17 protein-coding genes and 2 pseudogenes are annotated in these 20,056 nt (G+C 67.2%); 9 read left to right on the forward strand and 10 right to left on the reverse strand.

The features are described 5' to 3' along the window. Positions 1-13 precede the first annotated feature (13 nt). The gene (locus tag NW895_RS12905) at positions 14-406 is read left to right on the forward strand and encodes a DUF2267 domain-containing protein (RefSeq protein ID WP_289935612.1); all 393 of its coding nucleotides are present in this window, start codon (positions 14-16) and stop codon (positions 404-406) included. A gap of 35 nt (positions 407-441) precedes the next feature. Then, positions 442-870 carry a DUF2267 domain-containing protein gene (locus NW895_RS12910; RefSeq protein ID WP_289935613.1) on the forward strand — a complete coding sequence of 143 codons (429 nt, stop codon included), beginning with the start codon at positions 442-444 and terminating at the stop codon, positions 868-870. Between the two features lie 132 nt (positions 871-1,002). Here the strand turns inward: NW895_RS12910 and NW895_RS12915 are convergent, their stop codons facing one another. Both NW895_RS12915 and NW895_RS12920 read right to left on the reverse strand, forming a co-directional pair. Then, on the reverse strand, positions 1,003-2,196 hold the full coding sequence (locus NW895_RS12915) for a PP2C family protein-serine/threonine phosphatase (protein ID WP_289935614.1): 1,194 nt from the start codon (positions 2,194-2,196) through the stop codon (positions 1,003-1,005). Between the two features lie 388 nt (positions 2,197-2,584). Continuing rightward, complete coding sequence (locus NW895_RS12920; protein WP_289935615.1) at positions 2,585-3,034, reverse strand: DUF1931 family protein; 450 nt, start codon at positions 3,032-3,034, stop codon at positions 2,585-2,587. A gap of 681 nt (positions 3,035-3,715) precedes the next feature. Between NW895_RS12920 and NW895_RS12925 the strand changes: the two genes are divergently transcribed. Continuing rightward, positions 3,716-4,849: a hypothetical protein gene (locus NW895_RS12925; protein ID WP_289935616.1), complete on the forward strand. Its 1,134-nt coding sequence runs from the start codon at positions 3,716-3,718 to the stop codon at positions 4,847-4,849. A 270-nt stretch (positions 4,850-5,119) separates the two neighbouring features. Here the strand turns inward: NW895_RS12925 and NW895_RS12930 are convergent, their stop codons facing one another. Next, positions 5,120-5,656, reverse strand: a complete 537-nt coding sequence (locus tag NW895_RS12930; RefSeq protein ID WP_289935617.1) for a phosphate-starvation-inducible PsiE family protein — start codon at positions 5,654-5,656, stop codon at positions 5,120-5,122. 307 nt (positions 5,657-5,963) lie between these two features. Between NW895_RS12930 and NW895_RS12935 the strand changes: the two are divergent. Further along, a pseudogene (locus tag NW895_RS12935) lies at positions 5,964-6,222 on the forward strand (transposase family protein); the annotation flags it as partial. A 292-nt stretch (positions 6,223-6,514) separates the two neighbouring features. On the opposite strand, the gene NW895_RS12940 reads toward NW895_RS12935, so the two are convergent. From NW895_RS12940 to NW895_RS12955, 4 genes are read right to left on the reverse strand one after another with little or no spacing between them, the layout of a single operon-like run. Then, entirely contained in the window at positions 6,515-9,067 is a 2,553-nt protein-coding gene (locus NW895_RS12940) for a TniQ family protein (RefSeq protein WP_289935618.1), read from the reverse strand. After that, positions 9,067-10,197, reverse strand: a complete 1,131-nt coding sequence (locus NW895_RS12945) for an AAA family ATPase (RefSeq protein WP_289935619.1) — start codon at positions 10,195-10,197, stop codon at positions 9,067-9,069. The genes NW895_RS12940 and NW895_RS12945 overlap by 1 nt, the downstream gene beginning before the upstream one ends. Then, entirely contained in the window at positions 10,194-12,389 is a 2,196-nt protein-coding gene (locus NW895_RS12950; protein WP_289935620.1) for an integrase, read from the reverse strand. Before NW895_RS12950 ends, NW895_RS12945 begins: the two co-directional genes overlap by 4 nt. Then, positions 12,386-13,060 (reverse strand): TnsA-like heteromeric transposase endonuclease subunit, encoded by a 675-nt coding sequence (locus NW895_RS12955; protein WP_289935621.1) that lies wholly within the window; start codon positions 13,058-13,060, stop codon positions 12,386-12,388. Before NW895_RS12955 ends, NW895_RS12950 begins: the two co-directional genes overlap by 4 nt. Before the next feature lie 237 nt (positions 13,061-13,297). Here NW895_RS12955 and NW895_RS12960 point away from each other — a divergent pair. The 3 genes and pseudogenes from NW895_RS12960 to NW895_RS12970 all read left to right on the forward strand — a co-directional run. Continuing rightward, positions 13,298-15,082 (forward strand): annotated as a pseudogene (locus tag NW895_RS12960) (OB-fold nucleic acid binding domain-containing protein); the annotation flags it as partial. Continuing rightward, a complete protein-coding gene (locus tag NW895_RS12965; protein WP_289935622.1) occupies positions 15,079-16,068 on the forward strand; it encodes a hypothetical protein in 990 nt (329 codons plus the stop codon). The pseudogene NW895_RS12960 and the gene NW895_RS12965, both read left to right, overlap by 4 nt. A gap of 277 nt (positions 16,069-16,345) precedes the next feature. Then, entirely contained in the window at positions 16,346-17,218 is an 873-nt protein-coding gene (locus NW895_RS12970) for an alpha/beta fold hydrolase (protein ID WP_289935623.1), read from the forward strand. A 41-nt stretch (positions 17,219-17,259) separates the two neighbouring features. On the opposite strand, the gene NW895_RS12975 is transcribed toward NW895_RS12970, so the two are convergent. After that, entirely contained in the window at positions 17,260-17,394 is a 135-nt protein-coding gene (locus NW895_RS12975) for a hypothetical protein (protein ID WP_289935624.1), read from the reverse strand. A gap of 138 nt (positions 17,395-17,532) precedes the next feature. Between NW895_RS12975 and NW895_RS12980 the strand changes: the two genes are divergently transcribed. After that, complete coding sequence (locus NW895_RS12980; RefSeq protein WP_289935625.1) at positions 17,533-18,162, forward strand: class I SAM-dependent methyltransferase; 630 nt, start codon at positions 17,533-17,535, stop codon at positions 18,160-18,162. Between the two features lie 2 nt (positions 18,163-18,164). Here NW895_RS12980 and NW895_RS12985 read toward each other — a convergent pair whose 3' ends face one another. Then, the gene (locus NW895_RS12985; protein WP_289935626.1) at positions 18,165-18,665 is read right to left on the reverse strand and encodes a DUF402 domain-containing protein; all 501 of its coding nucleotides are present in this window, start codon (positions 18,663-18,665) and stop codon (positions 18,165-18,167) included. Beyond that, on the reverse strand, positions 18,646-19,572 hold the full coding sequence (locus tag NW895_RS12990; RefSeq protein WP_289935627.1) for a GNAT family N-acetyltransferase: 927 nt from the start codon (positions 19,570-19,572) through the stop codon (positions 18,646-18,648). Before NW895_RS12990 ends, NW895_RS12985 begins: the two co-directional genes overlap by 20 nt. A 72-nt stretch (positions 19,573-19,644) precedes the next feature. Here NW895_RS12990 and NW895_RS12995 point away from each other — a divergent pair, with 72 nt between their 5' ends. Continuing rightward, positions 19,645-20,013, forward strand: a complete 369-nt coding sequence (locus NW895_RS12995; RefSeq protein WP_289935628.1) for a GntR family transcriptional regulator — start codon at positions 19,645-19,647, stop codon at positions 20,011-20,013. The last annotated feature ends 43 nt before the right edge of the window (positions 20,014-20,056 follow it).

A 20,056-nucleotide genomic window follows, 5' to 3' on the forward strand; every position in this document is an offset into this window, starting at 1 on the left:
GAAGGAGGCAGCGATGAAGTACGACGGATTCCTCGCCCGTGTACGCGAGCGAGGCGAATACAGCGACCAGGACGAAGCCGCAGACGTCACCAACTCAGTGCTGGAAGTGCTGGCCCAACGGATCAGCCCGGGAGAGGTCAAGGACCTCGCATCCCAGCTGCCCGGCCCGCTGGGACACGTTCTGGACCATGCCACGCCGCAGCAGGCGCAGAGCTTCGGGATCGAAGAGTTCTACCGCCGGGTCGCCGAGCGCACCCATGCCCGGCCGCGCACGGCGCAGTGGGACGCCAGCGCGGTCCTGACCACCGTTGCCGACGCTGTGACTGGCGGAGAGCTGAATCAGATCATCAGCCAACTCCCCTCCAGTTACGCAGTCCTGTTCGGCAAGGCCGACCTCGCGGACTGAGCCCGTGAGGAGCCCAGAACGAAAGGCCCACGAAAATGGTTGATACAGGCTTTTCCTCGTTCGACACCATGGTGGACAAGGCCAATCGGCTCCTCAAAGACGTCGAGGAGGCCTTCGAATGGCCCAAAGACCGGCGCAAGCAGTCGTATGCGGCAGTGCGGGCCGTGCTGCACCCGCTCCGGGATCGTCTCCCGGTCGAGACGGCCGTACAGTTCGGTGCCCAGCTGCCGACCATCGTCAGAGGCGTCTACTACGACGGCTGGAAACCGGCCGAGACGCCGGTGAAGATGAGCAACGAGGAGTTCTTTGCACGGGTCCGTAGCGAATTCCCCTACGCGGTCGAGGGCGACAGCGAGAAGCTGGTGCGCACCGTACTGAAATCCCTGGAGCGCCATGTGAGCGCCGGCGAATGGCAGCACCTCAAATCCCGGGTGCCGAACTCGTTTGCCGCGCTCCTGCCGTGATCCGGGCGGAGGAGGTCTCGAGCGCGGCCAGCCCGCCGAGCAGGCCTGCGGCCCCCGGGCCGTCCCAACACCTGGGTTGCGCTGGTTGCCCGAACGTGTTGATCGTCGACAGTCGGGTGGGCTGGCCACCGGTCACGGATCGGGGGGCTGCCACTCGAACATCAAAATCGTGGCGTCGTCGCTGAGTTTGTCGTGCCGATGCTCGAGGATGGCATGGATGAGCAGGCGCAGCGCTTCCGAGGCGTTCTGCCCCGCTGCGGTCGACCGGATGATGTAGTCGGTGAAGCGCTCCAAGCCGAACTCTTCGCCTGCATCATCGCGTGACTCCACGACGCCGTCTGAGTAGAGCAGTATTCGGTCACCGGGTTCGAGGCTGACGTCGTGCACCTGACGGGCGGTCCCGGCGAGACTGGCGGGCAGGCCCAAAGGAGGCTCAGGTGGCCGCTCCAAGGCTTTATGGAGCAGGCGGTGGCGACGGATGAGCAACGGAGCCGGGTGGCCGCAGTTGCACCAGCGCAGCACACCGGTGAGCATGTGCAACTGGGTGAAGACACCCGTGCAGAACTGATCCGGAAGCCACTTCGCCAACGCCTCGTCCACGGTGCCCGCGAGTTCGTTCAGGTCTGCCCCGCTGCGCCGGGCGTTACGGCAGCCTGCCATGGCGACAGAGGTGGCAAGTCCGGACGCCAGATCGTGCCCCATGCCGTCAAGGATTGCGGCGTGCAGAACGTCCTCGGTGAACGCATGGTCGAAAGCATCGCCGCCGAGTTCGTACGCAGGCTCCAGAACCGCCGTGGAGACGACCCGCCCGGTGCCGATCGACCGGGGAGGGAGAAATGCCCTCACCATCTCCGTGGGCAGGTGCATCGGCCTGGTACGCATGCGCTGCGCGATGGTGTCGCTGTAGGTGCGCTTGGATGTGATGATCAGTGCGAGGAGCAGCGCCATCGTGCGGCAGCGCCGTAGCTTGAGCCCGTCCAGGGTGCTCATGTTCAGCTCCACGACGCCCAGCCGCTCCGCTCCGTCGGCCAGGGGCAGCCAGATGTTCATCCCGCCGGAGGGGCTTTCTTCCACTCGGAGAGAGTCGGTGCGGTAGGCCCAGCCGGCCAGCGAAGTGTCGAGGTGCATTTCCGGCTCGCCTTCGACAAGCGGCACCAGCAGTCTTTGCTGGAGGTCGACCAGATAGATGGCGGCCCTGCCCAGACCCATGGCCTCGGCATACCGGCTCAGGACCACGGGCAGTTCCGCAGGTGATGCCAGCTGGGCTGCTCTGACCAGTTCCTCCAGCAGCCGCTCCCCGGACCCGTTGGACACGTTCCTGTCCATGCCTTCGATGATCTCCGCGAGGTGGAGCCGCCACAATCTGAGCCCTCAGGCACCCGAGATGTGGGCCGATCAGCCGCGTGCCGGCCCGCTCCAGCAGTCGGCGGGTGCCCGCCGCGGTCTCGGTCGGCTCACCGACCAGGCTGGTTGTCCAGCGCGCGTGAGGCGTTGCGCTCCACCGCAGGACGAGCTCGGCGTGGACGTGGCGCTGCGGCGGGCTCTGGACCTCCAGGCGCTGCTGGCTGGCGGAGTACACGACCGTTCTCTTGACAACACCCTGGACGTGGACGAGGCCCTGCGGCGGCCAAGCGGGATCGTTGCGGCAGCCGAGGAAGCAGAACGCGCTGAAGCTGTTTGGCCCATGGCCTGCTCCGCCTGGTCCGGTCGCCACTCACAGCAGGAGGTCGAAGACGGCTCGAGCCTCGTCCCAGTGCTGGGTCTGGGGGTTCTTCACGTCGGGGTGGAGGATCTTGAAGCTCTGGGCAAGGGCCAGGCTGAGTCCGCCGATGATGTCCGGATAGGCCGCCTCGGTCTCCTCGTCGGGCGTGCGGTCCAGAGCGGGGTGGGTGGCGAGCTGTTCCAGGATCGGCTTGAGCTCTACTTCCTGGTCGATCTTCCGGAAGTGGTGAATGCTCTCCTGCAGGCCTTTCGTTATCGGTAGGTCACACGTCCGGATGACATCGCGCCCGTTGGCCTTGGCAGTGGCCTGGGCGACGGTCAGCAGATCGTAGAGCTTGGCGTCGACGAAGTCGCTGTAGCGCTTGAGATCGCTCTTGTCGACATCCAGCCCCCCGGCCGCGCGGAAGAACCTTTCGAACCTGGCGATGGACATCACGGTCATGACGGCAACCTCCGGCTGCGGGCGTCGGGGGGCTCCCGCCCCCTGGGCTTCCCCGCCAGCCTGGCCGAGCGAAGTGCGTGAACGCATGCGCATACCGGGCCCAATTACCCTCCCTGTGTTGCCCTGCCAGGCCCAGGCGTCCGACTGCCTGGGGAGTCGGACGGGCGTGCGGAATCGACAGCACGGTGAACACCGCGTCTCCGAGCGGCCACGTAAGGGGTCCCCAAATATCGCTGCTGATGAGGCCGAACGCCGCGGTGGCGAACACGCCAGGGACCGCTCGGAAGAGGCCGGTGGACAACGCCCGGGCCCGGTTGACGTGGACCTTCCGCCTACCAGCCGCCCCGGCGTCGGCAGGACGTAGTGCTGTGCCTCGCAGCCGTTATGGACTCTCCCGCATGGCAGGGCTTTGCCGGACTCCGGCTCCCGGGCGGACACAGAAGGGGAGCGCTGGATGGCGCGGAGTGCGGTGCGCGCCGGGGTGATGCCTGAGCGGGTGGCGCCGGCGGACCCGATCGCGGCCAGGTGCTGGAACAGGCCCTGAGCTCGAAAGACCAGGAGATCCGGCCGTACCGCCTGCACCGGCAGGCGGAGGCCAGCGTGTCATGCGGCATCGACGTTACCTCGGCGGCGTCTGCGGGCACCTGGGATCACGGGGCAGCCGAATAGGAGGGTCGAGCCATGCCGGTGTCGTCGCAGGGCGTTACGGTCGTGGCGCTCCTCGCGGACCCGGACACGCCGACGGAGATCGCTCAGCGCATGGCCGGGACACTTCCTGATCGGCTCGCCGACAAGTCGGGCCAAGGGGGACGGTTCGACGTCGAGGTGGTCAGTGAGCCCTTCACCTCGGGGACCGAGGACCCGCCCACCTTGATGCGCCGGATCATGGACCGTGGGAGTGCGGAGAACTGGGACATCGTCGTGGCACTCACCGACCTTCCGCTGCATTCAAACGGGCGCAGGCTCGCGGTGAACCTGAATCGCGAACACGGCTTGGCGCTGCTCTCTCTTCCTTCACTGGGGGGCCTGCGGCTGCAGACGAGGGCCCGGCGGGCCGTCGAAGAAGCCGTGCTTGGCTTGGCGGGTCCGCAAACCACCGGGGCTGAAGGACCTCCGCGAAGTCAGCCGCTTCTGGGGCCCTTCGTCAATCGTCTCGCGCCTATTCATCCGGGCCAATCCGGTGAGAAGGAGACCGACGATCTTCGGTACGCCGTCAGCGGCCCGCGCGGTTACCTGCGGGTGCTCGCCGGTATGGTCCGCGCCAACCGGCCGTGGCGGCTGGTGCCGGGCTTGTCGAAAGCCCTGGCGGCCGCACTCGCCACGGGAGCAGTCGCCACCGTGAACGCCACCGTCTGGAGCCTGGCCGCGTACCTGAGCACGCCACGCCTCGTCATCGCCATGGTCGGATCTGTCGCGATCATGATCGGCTGGCTGATCGTGGACGCGGAGCTGTGGCATCGAGCACCAGGGAGCTCGCCGGAGGCGAGGCAGAGGGCGCGGCTCTACAACGCCTCGACGGTCGTGACCGTGGGGATCGGGGTGCTTGTCTGCTACGTGGGTTTGATGGTCATCAACTTGGTGTGGGCGCTGTTCATCCTCAACGACCAACTGTTCGCTTCCGTGACACGAACCCCGCTTCACGCCGCGGAGTACTTGACGTTGTCCTGGTTCGTCGCTTCGGTCGCCACCGTGGGCGGCGCGCTGGGATCAGGCCTGGAGAGCGACGAGGCGATCCGGGCAGCCGCCTACTCCAAGCGCGAACAGGAACGTCGCCGCACGCTCCAAGACGACCACGGTGACAAGCCCTCGAAGTGAACCTATACCGGCGCAAACGGCTCCCGGACGCGCGTCGGCATCGCCGCTCACCCATTAGCAGGCGTACCAGGAGATTCGGCTACGCGCGGCGGTCCTGCGGACTAACCCCACGCCCGCTGAACCAGGGCCGCTCCCCTCAGCCCGCGGGCGCAGAAGCGGGCACTGGAGGACCTCGCGGCAACAGTAAGCCGCACGCCACTGGAACGGGATGTCGGCTCCGCTCGCGAGGAGCAACGGATGGGGGCGGCCATGGTTGCGGAAGGCGGCGGATCAGGACCCGCGCGCCGAGGTGGGTGAGGGCTCCGGCGGCGGGGAGCGCCGCGCCTCCTGAAGCGGGAAGTAGTCTCCGGGCCGCGTCGAGCGCCGCCACACGTACACCGCTGTCGCCATCACGAGGATCAGCCCCGCCAGGATGAGCAGTTCGATCCCCTCGACGTTCCACCGGAAGGACTTCTCCGCCTCGGCCGTCACGATGAGCACCTTGCGGATGCCGGCAATCAGGCCGACGACGAGGAACGGCTCCGCATCGAGGGTCCGGTTCCTGATGGTGAGGCGGACGGTGTGGAGCAGCTCGGCAACGATGAACAGCACAAGGCCGTTGTCCAGGGCGGAGAGAACGACCGTCTCCGCGCGGTACGGCCCCTGGATCGACCTGATGACATCGTGGACGACCTCGACGGTCAGGAGCCCCGCGAGCAGTACCAGGAGCCCAGCGACGACGAGGTGGATGCCGTCCTCGATGAGCTGCAGGAGGCCCTGCACCCGCCCGCCCTCGAGCTTCGGGAGAATGGGTCGCACATTCAGCATGCTAGGAGTCCCCCGGCCCGTAGGCGCGGCGTGCTGCCGAACGGGCGGACGAGCGGATCCCTTCCTCTGCTGGCAGCCTGGGGAAGCGGCGAGGCGCCACGGAGCCTACCCGGCGGCAGGACGAGATGAGGCAGCCCGACCCGGACACGAATGGCAGGAGCCTGCGGCTCGTCCTGGTCGCTGACCCGGCCTGCCCTCCGAGAAGGGCCGGACCCTCGCCCCCCGCGTGGGTGTGAGTGAGGGGGAGTCAAGGTCGATTCGAAGGTGGACTCTGCGTGGGCGCCGCCCACGCCTACACCACCACGGCCAGGGCGTCCCCGTCCTCGCCGACCGCGCCTACATCGGAGCCGGCCGGTGGGTAACCGCACCCCTCGGACGCCCGCAAGGCCGGAACCTCACGCCAACCCAGCCGACCATCAACCGCGCGCTGTCCGCGGCACGGGCACCCGTCGAACGCGGCGTCGCACGACTGAAGTCGTGGCGGACCTTCCGAAGGTCCCGATGCAGCCCCAATCGAATGTCGTCAATCACGGCGGCCATCCGCAACCCTGGAGCGGCAACGCTGAAAAAGCTCAGTACACGACGGCCAGCGCGGCGCGACTACTGGGTCTTCCTGAACATCAACGCCTCTATGCAAACCCTGACCAGCAGAACTACAGCCTGCCCGCTCGATCCCGACCGTCACTTCAGAGGGTCCGCACCCTTGAGAAAATGGCCAGAAGCATCTGCATATCGCGGCAGCGAATCGGCCGTGGTGGATGCGAGGCAAGAGGCGCGAGCCGCTTCGTGCGCAGCGTCCGATGGTGAGCGGCGGCCGGCTATGGCATTCCCTTTTCCAGGTATTCGTCAGCGGGGTCGTCAGTTTGATGCACTACTGGCCGTTGAATGGCGGTCAAGAAGTATCAGAAGCCGCCTGCCCTCCGAGAGGAAGGGTTTCCCTTGAGATGTCACGCTGAGAGGTCTGGTGCGTTCGATGATGGTGAAGCCAGCCGCTTCTTCGACTTTGGCCAACTGATACCGCACGGTGTTACTCGCGACGCCCAGAGCCCGGCAGGCTGCGGCGATATCGTGATGGCCTGGTAGTCTGATGATATTGCGTAGCCCTTTCACATGGCTTCTCAACTTGGTGACGGACTGCATGGCCGGCGAGAGCGGCACGCCCAGCCGGACAAAAGGACTGGCCACTCCGAAGAGCGGCCTGGTAGGGATACCGTGCCGCTTGAGAAGGTGTGAAACAAACGCGTTGTGACAGTCGAGTTCCTCAGCCAACTCCGTTGTGGTCCGGCCCAGTTGCACATATTCACGTTCCAGCCAGTCAGCTGTGACCACGGTCCCGTCGGCTGCGCGGAGAGGCCCCTCTCGGCGGCGCACCGGGATGCCCGCTTCCTTGAGGAGTCGCCCAATGGTGGCTGGAGTGCAGCCGACGAGGGCGGCGATTTTCGGTGTTGACATGCGGTCGGTGATGTAGAGCTTGTGCAGGCTCTCTGGGGCGAGGATGCCTTGCTTCGGTAAGGGAGCGCCTAGGCTGCGTTTTGGCGGCTCAGGGGGAATTCTGGGGGCCGCGAGCGCGGTGGTCTCCAAATACAAGCGGATGTGGTCCTCACTGACGCCGACCGACTCAGCGACTTGGCTGAGCGGCTGTCGCTTGGCCAGTTGCGTTCCGATGCGCTCCAGGTTGATGTCCTCCCAGTCGACGCCCGGCCATCGGAGGGCAGGGAGCCAGTCGCTGGGAGGCTCCCACAGAAGGGGTTCGTCGATGCCGTGAATGTGCAGGTTTTCCTTTGCTTGTTGGTGCGCGAATACACGTAACTCGGTCTCCAGGAGGTGGGCATTGTTCATATGCGCCGCGAAGCTCCGAGACGAGGATCCGGGTTCGGCACCCAGCAGGAAGTGCCGGACGAGCCACAGGAGGTATTTGTACAGGCCCTGGTTGTACAGTCGCCCCTGTCGACGGCAATATGCGCGGAATGCGGACGCATCGACGACGACTTCACCTTCGGTGAAGAGAGCCCGGCGACGGTCGTAGTCGATCGGCGACTCGTGAGCGTCCAAGGCCCGAGCCAGCAGGACGAGTGTTGTGGTCAAGACGCTGCAGTCGTCCTCGTCCACGATCTCAGTCAGGGCGTCCCAGTTGGTTTTCGTGAGGTTGTTTCCCAACAGTCGTGACGCCTGGACGAAGGTCCAGTACGTGCCCGGAAGCAGCAAGAGGGATGCGGTGCCGCGACGGAATCCAGCAAGCCGGTGACCCGTCGGACCACCCTGGAGAACGCGCATCGTCCACGCCGGCCAGAGCATCGCCGGAACTTTGGCGGCGCGGCGCTGGACGTCCACTTCAGTGGACGTGGGCCAGGCGGGGGAAGAGGTAGTGGTGCCGTACCGAATCCGAGTGACCCAACTGACCCTTTCATCCACGGTTGCGAGCGCACGAGTGGCCAAGCCGGGCCCAGCCGCCTTGTACCAGCCGTGGGCCCACGTGATGGGATAGGCGTCTTGTGCGCGGGCCGCCGCGTTGGCTTGCATAAGCCAAGGAAAGACGGCTTCGTGCTCGGCCATCTTGCTGTCCAGCACGACATCGGCAACGGCTACGCCGACAGCTGTGTTGTGCGCGTCGCTTGCCTCTCGCCGTCGTGTTCTTGTGGGCAAGGTGTCGCCACACTCGGTGAGGACTTGGTGAACGAGCGTCGGCGCTTCGTTTACATGGGTGGGCAGGCTGCGCAGCACCCGTTGGGCGATCACCATGAGGTCCTTGGCGCGTTGGCGAGCCCTGGCCGACGCAGGAGACGGGCCCAGTACGGTTGCGTTGATGTTCTCCTGAGCCCGCAGGACATGGCCGCCAGCAGGCAGTTCGATGCTCGGCGACTGGGAGAGCGGGAAGCCGCAGCCTGTCGCGCCTCTGGCTCCGATGCATACACCGGCCTTGGGGACATCCAAGCGCTTGGTGATGCGTTGCGTGGTCCCGCACCGGGGGCAACGGTCGTGAAGAAGGCTGCTGTGGCGGGTACAGGCGAAGGTCCATGGCAGGCGCCACGACAGCAACCACCGACCCGGCGTGGCGTCCAGGCACGCCGGGCAGAAACGGCTGTATCTGCCGGAATGCAGAATGTTCGGCGGAGTGGAGGCAATCAGACGAGTCTCGGGGTCGAAGGTGACGACCAGACCGTTCCAGGACTCCAAGGTCATGGCCACAAGGTCTGCTGGTTCCACTCCGGTTCGGCGCGAAACCGCGTCCCGCTCGCGGCCTGTCAGTGCCCTGACCATGAATTCGAACCGGGCATCGGGAAGACCGAATTGGGCCAATAGATCTGTCTCTGAGACCGCCAGGCGCCGTGCGTATGCGGCGAGCCAGCTGTCGAGCCCCTCATGGGTAACGGGTGCCACCCAGATCGGGATGCGGTCGTTGCTCCAGGACATCAGGCGGTCTTCCTGCTGCTTCGTCGATGCGGCTTCGCAGTTAGCAAGCCTGCCTCCAACGCGGCAACCAACTCCAGGCGTGCGGCCTCAGCCGCGGCGTCGTTCTTAACCCTGTTCATGAGCTCGGCATCCAGTCGTTCGTGACCTGAGTGGATCGCGCGGTAGCAGCCACGATTGATCAACGCCATCAGAGAAGCGAAGTGGCCGCTGGAGTGCGCCAGCAGGTAGTCCGCCAAGTCGTCGGCGAGCATTCCCGGATACTTGTCAGCCAGCACGAGCTTCTTCTCGATGGTCAGCAATACCTTGCGGAACTCGATGCGCCCTGACTCGTCCCCCACCTGGAACGGCCGCAAGGTCAGGGCAGTCGTACGTCGCCCGAACTGAGCATGCAGGGCTTCCGTCAAGGAGCGCCCCTCGCTGAGGATTCCGCGTTCTCGCACACCGACGCCCACGTAGATCAAGGTCACTGGGAAGGTGTTCGAAAGGAACTTCAGCTGATTGACGAGCCGAGCGGAATTAGAATTCGCGGATGCAAGAAAGTGGATGTCATCGATGATAAAGATGGACGTCTTTAGACTCAGCACGGCGTCGACCGCTCGCTCCGCCAGAGTGTCCGCGTCACCCGCGGTGGGCAGTCGGTAAAATCGGCAGATCGCTGCATTGAGGCCACGGATCTGGGTGTTGCCCGTCAAGGCGATATAGATGACCGGCACCCGACGGTGCCCTTCAGTTGTCGTCTCGCCACGCAGCGCAATCTGCTCACGGTGGAAGTCACGGCCGAACTCGCGCACGGCTGTGCTCTTGCCGATTCCTGGATAGGCGTCGACCAGCGCCGCAGGCTTCGCCTTGTCCCCGTCGTGTCGGTTCGAACCGACGATCTCGTACAGGTCCTCATGAAGTTGCAGGAGTTGGGGTGTCTTGATCGGGCCGATGTTGGCGTGCCAGACATGACGGCTGTCGTTGTACCGCAGCAGTTCTTGACGTGACAGCTCGGCCATCTGTTCGCGTGTCAACAACGGTGGCGAGATACGGTCGGGCCCATCGACGAACTCCAGCCAGCCGTCAAGACGCGTGGGAGAGTACTGGCGGTCGTCACCCTCGAAGAGGACGCTTGTGAGGGGACTGGTCAACGGCTGTCCAGGATGTCTGAGTAGAAGTCGTCTTCGTCGACCTCGACTTCGTTGTTGGCTTCATCCCCGGGCAATAGAGCGGCGCACTCATCGTCTGCGTCGTCGTCCCCACCCGGAATCTGCTTGGGGTCCGGCACCGCAAGCAGGCCTGACGTGGCGTCGGATACACGCCTCTGCGAGTCGTCCGCAGTTGATGGGGTGGTCAAGGATGCGAGACGCTCGACCGTCGGCAGCGCGGTGACCTCGGCGTCCGAGTCGCCATCCTCGCCGACGATGCGGAAGCGCTGCTGCGACAACCGGATGGCCATACGTCGTTCCGTCCGATCAGCGGTCAGTCCGGCACCCCATCGCTCCAACAGCTCGACCAGAGCACGCTTGGTGTCCGGAAAACGATGAGTCTTCGCGGCGATCCTTCGGGCATATTGCAACGCCTCCAGACTGGCTGGACCGTTCAGTGAGGGGGCGTGCTCCCAGTCCAGTGCATGCCACTCATGCGTCCTGGGGTGCTGGAAAAAGACCTTCCGGATGTCATCGCGGTCCACTGCGACCGGCCATGCGCCGGCATGTCGTCCCCGGTGATGGCTCGTCTGGTTGTGGAGACCTTTCAACGCCTTACCGTTGTAGCGAAGGCCATGCACTTCAACGCCGTAGTGATGAATGGTGCACCATACTTCCTCCAAGAACTCGTAGGCGAGCCCCGGCCGGGAAGGGATTCTCAACGGCCCCGCCCGCATGACCCCGTGCTCGTACATCTCCAGAGGGCTGAGCTTCAGGCCCGGAACTTCCGGGACCTTCAGCCCCCGGTGATGGCGACGGTGATAGACCAGAGTGATCCATTCGCGGATGATGGCCTCGAGCTCATCCACGAAGAAGTAGGCCTCATCCTCCACCTTCTCCCCGCGACTGTAGACGTCCGGCCCCTTGTAGCCCGGCAGAGCAGCGAGGAGCCCTTGGTTGATCGTCTTAAACCAGCGCTCCACCGGCTTGTCAGTCGGCGTGTGCGGGCGAGCCGGCTGCAGGGAAATATCGAGCTTGGCGCACACACTCTCGATATGCTTGGACACGTAGATCTTGCCGTGGTCGTAGACGATCGCCTCCGCGGCCACAGAGGGCAGCAGATGATGCCCATCATGATCCACGAGTTTCTCTGCATCGACGATCACAGCTGATGGCACTCCGCAATAGGGAAGCGGATCGCCTTTACCGGCAGCCTGCCCGCGGGAACGCACGGTCTCGAACAGGACCTCGGCCACGTCGACGGACTTGGTCGACACCGGGGTCACCCGCAAGCCGCAAATGCACCGGCTGTACAGGTCCATCGCCACAGTGAGTTCACATCGAACCCACCTGCATGTCACCGGTTCCATGGCGTACACGTCCAGGCTGTTGGTATCCAGGATCACGTACTCACCAGGGCGGGTGGCCCGCAGCTTGCCATATACTCCTGGCGGTCGCTGCGCAATGGAACGCTTGCCCTTCGTGCTGCCGTTGAATGCGTTCGTTCCCCGGCTGAGCTCTCGCAGAAGCTCGTACGCGGTTGTTCGTTTGGGGAGACGTACTGCATCACGACCGTACTTCTCGGCCAGGCGTTCCTCGATCTCGATGAGCGTCAAATTCCGTACGGGACGACTCGCTGTCTCCTTTTCTTTGAGGACCAATCGCGCCATGTCCAACCAGCGTGAATCGACACGATCGAGGATGTGGGTGGACTGGCGCTTGCTCACCAGGCCGGCCGGGCCATCGTCTTTGGCCTTGGCCACCCACCGGCGGATGGTAGCCGGATCCACCCCGAGTTCCGCAGCCTTGGCTTCGTAGCGGCGCATCAGAGGCACCCCGGGCGCATAGTCGGGCCTGGGTTCGCCCTCCAATGCCAGCTCGGGGGAGCCCAGCTTGTAGCCGAAGCGGACTTCCTGGACGTGCTGGAAGCGGGTGTTGAGGTTGCCTTCCTCCTCGTCGACCAGGTTGCCGAGAACCGTGGCACTTGCTGGGCCGGGTGGCGGTGTCTCAACCAGAAACTCGGTCGACGGGTGGCTCATCAGCATAGAGAGATCCACCTGCCGCCACCGCGGGCGGCCGTCGGGGCCTGTCTGTTGGAGAAGGACCCGTCGGCCGTCGAGTTCGGCGATGGTGAATTGCTCACCGTCAAACGCTAATGGAAGGCCTTGTCGAAGAGGTGTCGTCCACGTACTCATTCAGACCTCCGCAGAACCCAGTCGCCGGACAAGGGTTGAGTCAGATCAGTGGTCAGGCGCCCCGCCCACAGCAGGGCCATGAGGGGTGGACGGACTTCGTGTCTGTCTCTTCCTTCTGCAAGCCGACGCTCAACTGCCGCCAACTGATCCCCGTCCTGCACGCTCTCCCATGCCCGTTCGATCTCCGCCGCTGGGACCACCCCGGGGCGCCGATAGGCCGCCAGGAATCGAATGTTCTCCAGGACGACCGGGTCCGCTCCGGACCAGACCTCATAGGCCCAACCGTGTCGCTCGATCAAATCGCCGGGCCAGGCCAGGGCTTCTTTGATCTTGGGATCGGCGAGTAGATCCTCAGGCTTGACGTTCACGACGACGGCCACTCCGGACCGCATGACCAGCAAGAAGTCGGGCACGTGATGTCGCACTCTGCCGTCGATTCGGGCCGTCATGCGGCATGGTTGGGCATGAATTCTCTGGACCGAGGGATCAAAGTCAGCGAGGAGCAGCCGTGCCAACTCCAGGCGACTCTCGTACACCACGTGTCTACCCATCGTTGCTGACGCGTACGAGCCCGAGTGATGGGTCATGCCGTGGACCGAGCGGACCGTGCGCCATGGTTTGGATTCGGTGAAGTGGGCCAATCGCAAGTCGGCAAACGGGATTTCGAGCACCGTGTCGTCCTCGTGTCGAATCGACGCGCTGGGGGGCCTCTGCCTAGAAGGCGCTCGAGTGGAACTCCGTGTTGCCATGCTCTGACGGTATGGACTGTGGGCTTCGACTCACTGAGAAAGATCGAAAAGGAGCGCTAAGAGCCAGTTACGGAGCGGAGTCATTGGGCAGCTGGTTCCGGATTTGCGCGTACGGTGCGCATTGAGTGCGAACGCTGCGCATCGAGCCACGGATCCTAGACCCCGGTCATGCCGACCAGCGGCGAGGGCTTCCCCATGTCCCAGTTCGACAAGGACGACGTCGAGGATCTCGGGCTGCTCAAGCTCGATGTGCTCGGCGTGCGGATGCAGTCGGCGATGGCGCACGCGGTGGCCGAGGTGGAGCGGGTGACGGGCGCCAGGGTGGACCTGGACGCCGTGCCGCCCGGCGATCCGGCGACGTACGGTCTCATCCGTTCCGCCGAGACGCTGGGCTGCTTCCAGATCGAGTCGCCGGGGCAGCGGGACCTGGTCGGGCGGCTGCAGCCGACGACCTTCCACGACCTCGTCGTCGACATCTCCCTCTTCCGGCCCGGTCCGGTCGCCGCCGACATGGTGCGGCCGTTCATCGAGGCGCGGCACGGGCGGGCGCCCATCCGCTATCCGCACCCGGACCTGGAGGGTCCGCTGCGGGAGACGTACGGCGTCGTCGTCTTCCACGAGCAGATCATCGACATCGTGCACATCATGACCGGCTGCGGGCGCGGTGAGGCGGACCGGGTGCGGCGCGGGCTGTCCGACCCGGAGTCGCAGGGGCGGATCAAGGTGTGGTTCGCGCAGCGCGCGGCGGCGAACGGATATGACGCGGAAACGATTCGGCGGACCTGGGAGATCATCGAGGCCTTCGGGTCGTACGGCTTCTGCAAGGCGCACGCGGTCGCCTTCGCCGTGCCGACGTACCAGTCGGCGTGGCTGAAGGCGCATCACCCGGCCGCCTTCTACGCGGGGCTGCTCACGCACGACCCCGGGATGTATCCGAAGCGGCTGCTGCTGGCGGACGCGCGGCGGCGTGGGGTGCCGGTCCTGCCGTTGGACGTGAACAAGTCGGGGGTCGCACACAGGATCGAACTGGTGTCTGAATCAGGTGTCTGGGGACTGCGGTTGGCCCTCTCCGACGTGCACGGCATCAGTGAGGCCGAGGCGCAGCGGATCGCCGACGGGCAGCCGTACGCCTCGCTGCTCGACTTCTGGGAGCGGGCCCGCCCCAGCAGGCCGCTCGCACAAAGGCTCGCGCAGGTCGGCGCGCTGGACGACTTCGGCGCCAACCGCCGCGACCTGCAACTGCACCTGACCGAGCTGCACCGGGGCGCGAGGGGTGCCGGTGGCGGCCAGCTCCCGCTCGCCGGCGGGCGGAAGACGGCCCCGGCCGGGCTGCCCGACCTCACCTCGGCGGAGCGGCTCAGCGCCGAGCTGGGCGTGCTGTCCATGGACGCCTCGCGCAACCTCATGGACGACTACCGCGCCTTCCTCGACGAGCTGGGCGTGACCTCGGCGCGACGGCTGCGCGAGGCGCGGCACGGGGAGACGGTGCTGGTCGCGGGCGCCAAGGCGGCCACTCAGACGCCACCGATCCGCTCCGGCAAGCGGGTCATCTTCACCACCCTGGACGACGGCACGGGCCTGGTCGACCTCGCCTTCTTCGACGACTCCCACGACGCCTGCGCCCACACCGTCTTCCACTCCTGGCTGCTGCTGGTGCGCGGGGTGGTGCAGCGCCGCGGCCCGCGCAGCCTCAGCGTGGTGGGCGCCGCCGCCTGGAACCTCGCCGAGCTGGTCGAACTGCGCGTCGAGGGCGGCCTCGACGAGGTGGCGGCGCGCCTGGCGGAGCCGCTGCCGAAGGGCGAGGACAGCGATGCGACCGGAGGCCGGCGCGTCCGGATGCCCACCGGATACGAGATGCATCCGTGGGCCGATCTGCGTCCCGCGGGCGAGGAGCCCGCGAAGGTACGGAAGTTGTGGCACCAGAGTCCGGGGAGTGCGGGATGACCATTCTCTGCGTACGTTTCCAGCTGCCGACGACGGACGAGGCGGCCCTGCCTCGGCTGCTCGGGCTGCTGGAGGAGTTCACCCCGGTCGTGGAGGCGCTGCCCCCGGACGGGGCGCTGGCCGATCTGGGCGGCGCCGAGCGGTACTTCGGGCGCAGCGCCCTGGAGCTGGCCTCGGTGATCCGCGTCCGCGCCCTCGCCCTGCACGGCGTCGACTGTGCGATCGGCGCCGGTCCGGGGCCGATGCTGGCGCGGGTGGCGGTGCGGGACGCCGAGCCGGGAGTGACCTGCGCGGTTCCCGAGGGCGCAGCCCGCGAGTTCCTCGCCGAGAAGCCCGTGTCCGCACTCCCCGGCATCGGTACGGCGACCGCACGCACCCTGGGCGAGTACGGCCTCGACACCCTCGGCCTGGTGGCCGCCGCGCCCCTGTCCACCCTCCAGCGCCTGGTCGGCGCGAAGGCCGGCCGCGAGCTGCACGAGAAGGCGAACGGCGTCGACCGCGGCCGGGTGGTCCCGAACGCCGTGTCGCGTTCTCTGGCCACCGAACGCCCCTTCGGCCGCGACGAGCTGGACCCGGACCGGCACCGCCGCGCCCTGCTCTCGGCCGCCGAAGAACTGGGCACCCGGCTGCGCGCCCTGGACAAGGTCTGCCGCACCCTGACCCTCACCGTGCGCTACGCCGACCGCTCCGCCACCACCCGCAGCCGCACCCTGCGGGAGCCGACCGCGCACTCGGCGGAGCTCACCCGGGCGGCGTACGGCATGTACGAGGCGCTCGGCCTCCAGCGCGCCCGGGTCCGCGCGATCGCCCTGCGCGCCGAGGGCCTCGACCCCGCAGAACAGGCCTCCCACCAGCTCACCTTCGACGACGTCGACGACAAGTCCCGCCGTGTCGAGGAGGCCGCCGACCGGGCACGGGCCAGGTTCGGACCGCGCGCGGTGATGCCGGGCACGCTGGCGATCGGGGTGGCGTGGCTGGCGGCGTAGGCGTCAGTCGGCCACGGGGGTGCGATGCGGGTGCCGTCGGCGAGGTGGTGCTGCGCATCGCACTTGATGGGCCGGTCTGACCTGCCTGGTGACGGTTCGTCACTCTCTTTATCAGCCGCATCCGGCTGTCATCGGCTATCTCTGCAAGTTTTTACTGACGCGTAACTTCACGTGTGCACTACTCACCCGTAACTTCACAAGTGAACAGCATCCTCGTGATCCGGATCACAGGGCGTAGAGCCGTCGCACCTCCCCTGAGCCGCAAGGAGATCACCCGATGCTGCCCTGGAAACGAGTGCTCAGACCGCTGGCCGCGCTCCTGCTGACCGCAGCGGTCGCCGTCGTCCCCGCCGCCGCCACTGCCCAGGCCGCCGACACCGCTGTGACCTCCAGCAGCGGCTGGAACGACTACTCCTGCAAGCCGTCCGCCGCCCATCCCCGCCCCGTCGTCCTGGTCCACGGCACCTTCGCCAACTCCGTCGACAACTGGCCGGCGCTCGCGCCGTACCTGAAGGACCGCGGCTACTGCGTCTACTCCCTGGACTACGGCCAACTGCCCGGCGTCCCCTTCTTCCACGGTCTCGGACCCGTCGACAAGTCGGCGGAGCAGCTGTCCGCATTCGTCGACAAGGTGCTCGCCGCCACCGGCGCCGCCAAGGCCGATCTGGTCGGCCACTCACAGGGCGGCATGATGCCCCGCTACTACCTGAAGTTCCTCGGCGGGGCCGCCAAGGTGAACGCCCTCGTCGGCATAGCCCCCAGCAACCACGGCACCGACCTGAACGGCCTCACCAACCTGTTGCCGTACTTCCCGGGCGCCGCGGACCTGCTGTCCGAGAACACCCCCGCCCTCGCCGACCAGATCGCCGGCTCCGCCCTCCTCACCCGGCTCAACGCGGGCGGCGACACCGTCCCCGGCGTCAGGTACACGGTCCTCGCCACCAAGTACGACGAGGTCGTCACGCCGTACCGCAGCCAGTACCTGAGCGGGGCGAACGTACGCAACGTCCTGCTGCAGGACCTGTGCCCGGCCGACCTGTCCGAGCACGCGGCGATCGGGCTGTTCGACCGCATCGCCTTCCACGAGGTGGCCAACGCCCTCGACCCGGCGCACGCCACCCCCACCACCTGTGCGTCGGTGCTCGGTTGACCAACGCACCTGTTGACGCGCCTGGTGAGCGTGCCGGCCCGTCACCCGTCCGGCCACCACGTACGGGCGATGTCCTTGCGGACCTCCGGGCGGCCCGCGGGACGCTCGTCGGCCTCCTCGCGGAGCCGGCGGGCGTCCGTCTTCTTCAGGGGCTTGTGCACGGTCACTCGGCGCATGGCTGCCTCCTTCGGGTCCACCGGGTTCCGCGTTCTCACGGAGGTAGACCCATTTCGCGAGAGTTCCTTATCGGCGCAGGTCTGTCAGTGGTGGCTGTCACGATTCGACTGTCAGTGGTGGGTGTCACCCTTGGGTGCATGACTGAGCGCACGGCGAACGACAGTGACGGTACGACTGCGGCGGGTGTCGACTGGGACGCGGAGGCCGCCGTCTTCGACGACGAGCCGGACCACGGCCTGCGCGACCCGCAGGTGCGCCGGGCCTGGGCCGACCGGCTGCGCTCCTGGCTGCCCGGCCGGCCGAGCGATGTCCTCGACCTCGGCTGCGGAACCGGCAGCCTGTCCCTGCTCGCGGCCGAGCAGGGACACCGTGTCACCGGCGTGGACCTGTCGCAGGCGATGATCGAGCTGGCGCGGGCGAAGCTCGCCGGGCGTGACGCCGCGTTCCTGGTCGGTGACGCGGCGGCGCCGCCGGTGGGGGAGCAGCGCTTCGACGTCGTGCTCGTCCGGCACGTGCTGTGGACGCTGCCCGACCCCGCCCGTGTCCTGAGGCGCTGGGCGGGGCTGCTGCGCCCGGGAGGGCGGCTCGTCCTGATCGAGGGCGTGTGGGGGACCATCACCCCGGTCGGCATACCCGCCGGTCACCTCACCGACCTCCTCGCACCACTCACCGGGCACGCCCGCGTGGAGCGGCTGTCGGACGACCCGGCGCTGTGGGGGAGGGCCGTGGAGGACGAGCGGTACGCGGTCATCGCGGTGAGGGACTGAGCTCAGGCGAGCAGCGCCTCGAAGTCGCCCCCGAAGGCGAGTGCCTCCAGCTCGTCGAGGGCGGCCACGGCGGCCGTCGCGGCCTCAGGGTCCCGCTCCGCCAGCCCGCTCTCGGCGAACTCGTCCTCGTCCAGGCGCCGTACGTCCGTGCCGTCGGCCGAGCGCCACAGGTCCAGGTCGAGGTCCTCGACGACCAGTTCCGCACCGGAGAGCACGGCCGGGCGGGTGATGTCGCAGTACCAGCCCTTCAACGCGCCCCGGGCGTCGCGGACCTCCTTCACGGCGTACCACCGGTCGCGCCAGTAGTACTCCGTGAAGACGTCACCGGCCTCGAAGCGGACGAAACCGAAGTCGCGGACGCCGGTGCCGGACCAGGGGGCGCGTACGGCGATCCGGGTGCCGTTGTCGTGCAGCAGCGCGCTCTCGTAACGGATCTTCGTCCGGCCCGCCTTGACCAGGACGACGTCCACGCGGCGTTCCCGGTCAGCCCAGTTCGCGGACATACCGCACCTCCGTCGCGCAGATCTCGTAGCCCAGCCACTTGTTGATGGCGAGCATCGGCCCGTTGCCGGTGTCGTTGCCCGTGAACGCCTCCGTGTACCCGGCGGCACGGGCGCGGTGCAGGGAGGCGTTCTTGGCCAGCTTGGCCAGGCCCCGGCCGCGGTGGGCGCGGGCGGTGCCGGTCATGGCGGTGCCGTAGCGGGTGCCGTCCGTGTACGCCACGCTGAAGGCGGCGGGGCGGCCGCCGACGACCGCGACGGTGGTCAGGTCCAGATCGAGGAGCGGGCGCTTCCAGGTCTCCTCGATCCAGGCCTCGTAGTCGGTGAACTCGGTGTCGATGTCGCTCGGTTCGTCCGACGCCGTCTCCGCGTCCAGCTCGAACAACGGCCGCGGGTCATCCGCGAAGTCGGCCGCCGTGCGCAGCTCGACGCCCGGGGGCAGGTCCTGGAGCGGCGGCAGGGTGCCGTCCGCCAGGTCCAGACGGAGGAAGTGGGCGGAGCGAGCGCCCTTGTAACCACGCCGTTCGGCGAAGGCGCGGTTGGCGGGTTCGTCCAGGACCCAGCTGAACAGCCTGGTCGCGTCGTTGGCGGCCAGATGCTCCTCGGCGGCACGGACCAGCAGCGAGCCGGCGCCGCGACCCGTCCGCTCCGGGTGGACGTACACGTTGACGTTGCCCTGGCCGGGCTCAGGGCTGTCGTGGGCGAGGTGCACCTGGGCTGTGCCGATCACTTCGCCGTCCTCCACGGCGACCAGGGGACGGTACTGGGCCTCGGGGCGCATGTGGGTGAGGTCGTGGGCGAGGGACTCCGGGGACATCAGAAGGAAGGGAAGGGCGTGGTGCCGGACCCGGACGAAGCCCTCCAGGTCGGCTCGGACTTCGGGGCGGAGTTCGCGCACGGTGATGGTCATGGAGGCGCAGGCTACGTGGCGGCGGGTGTGGGGTGCCTCTCAATTTTCCGACGGGTACGGGACAATCACCCCGTGACCTTGAAGATCCACATCGATGACGGCGCTCCGCCGTACGAGCAGGTGCGGGCGCAGATCTCCGAGCAGGCGCGGTCGGGCGCCCTGCCGGTGGGGTACCGGCTGCCGACCGTGCGAGGGCTGGCCGAGTCGCTGGGGCTCGCCGCGAACACGGTCGCCAAGGCGTACCGGGCGCTGGAGGCGGACGGGGTGATCGAGACGCGGGGGCGCAACGGAACGTTCGTGGCCGCCGCCGGCTCGGCCGCGGAGCGTGAGCTCGCCTCGGCCGCCCAGGCCTACGTCGAGCGGGCTCGACGGCTCGGACTCGCGGAGGCCGACGCGCTGGCGGCCGTGCGGGACGCCCTGCGGGCGGCCTACGGGGAGTAGGGCCGCGTTGCCGGGCGGGCCGGCGGGAGTACCTCGCCGCCGG

Origin of the sequence: Streptomyces sp. S.PNR 29 (assembly GCF_030386795.1) — a bacterium.
Lineage (GTDB): Bacteria > Actinomycetota > Actinomycetes > Streptomycetales > Streptomycetaceae > Streptomyces.

What these genes read in the sequence shown, in the direction of transcription:
- NW895_RS12920 (WP_289935615.1), bottom strand. Translation starts at nt 3,034, where the DNA reads ATGACCGTGATGTCCATCGCCAGGTTCGAAAGGTTCTTCCGCGCGGCC.
- NW895_RS12985 (WP_289935626.1), bottom strand. Translation starts at nt 18,665, where the DNA reads ATGTCCGCGAACTGGGCTGACCGGGAACGCCGCGTGGACGTCGTCCTG.
- NW895_RS12915 (WP_289935614.1), bottom strand. Translation starts at nt 2,196, where the DNA reads ATGGACAGGAACGTGTCCAACGGGTCCGGGGAGCGGCTGCTGGAGGAA.
- NW895_RS12925 (WP_289935616.1), top strand. Translation starts at nt 3,716, where the DNA reads ATGCCGGTGTCGTCGCAGGGCGTTACGGTCGTGGCGCTCCTCGCGGAC.
- NW895_RS12970 (WP_289935623.1), top strand. Translation starts at nt 16,346, where the DNA reads ATGCTGCCCTGGAAACGAGTGCTCAGACCGCTGGCCGCGCTCCTGCTG.
- NW895_RS12930 (WP_289935617.1), bottom strand. Translation starts at nt 5,656, where the DNA reads ATGCTGAATGTGCGACCCATTCTCCCGAAGCTCGAGGGCGGGCGGGTG.
- NW895_RS12965 (WP_289935622.1), top strand. Translation starts at nt 15,079, where the DNA reads ATGACCATTCTCTGCGTACGTTTCCAGCTGCCGACGACGGACGAGGCG.
- NW895_RS12910 (WP_289935613.1), top strand. Translation starts at nt 442, where the DNA reads ATGGTTGATACAGGCTTTTCCTCGTTCGACACCATGGTGGACAAGGCC.
- NW895_RS12950 (WP_289935620.1), bottom strand. Translation starts at nt 12,389, where the DNA reads ATGAGTACGTGGACGACACCTCTTCGACAAGGCCTTCCATTAGCGTTT.
- NW895_RS12940 (WP_289935618.1), bottom strand. Translation starts at nt 9,067, where the DNA reads ATGTCCTGGAGCAACGACCGCATCCCGATCTGGGTGGCACCCGTTACC.
- NW895_RS12905 (WP_289935612.1), top strand. Translation starts at nt 14, where the DNA reads ATGAAGTACGACGGATTCCTCGCCCGTGTACGCGAGCGAGGCGAATAC.
- NW895_RS12975 (WP_289935624.1), bottom strand. Translation starts at nt 17,394, where the DNA reads ATGCGCCGAGTGACCGTGCACAAGCCCCTGAAGAAGACGGACGCCCGC.
- NW895_RS12980 (WP_289935625.1), top strand. Translation starts at nt 17,533, where the DNA reads ATGACTGAGCGCACGGCGAACGACAGTGACGGTACGACTGCGGCGGGT.
- NW895_RS12990 (WP_289935627.1), bottom strand. Translation starts at nt 19,572, where the DNA reads ATGACCATCACCGTGCGCGAACTCCGCCCCGAAGTCCGAGCCGACCTG.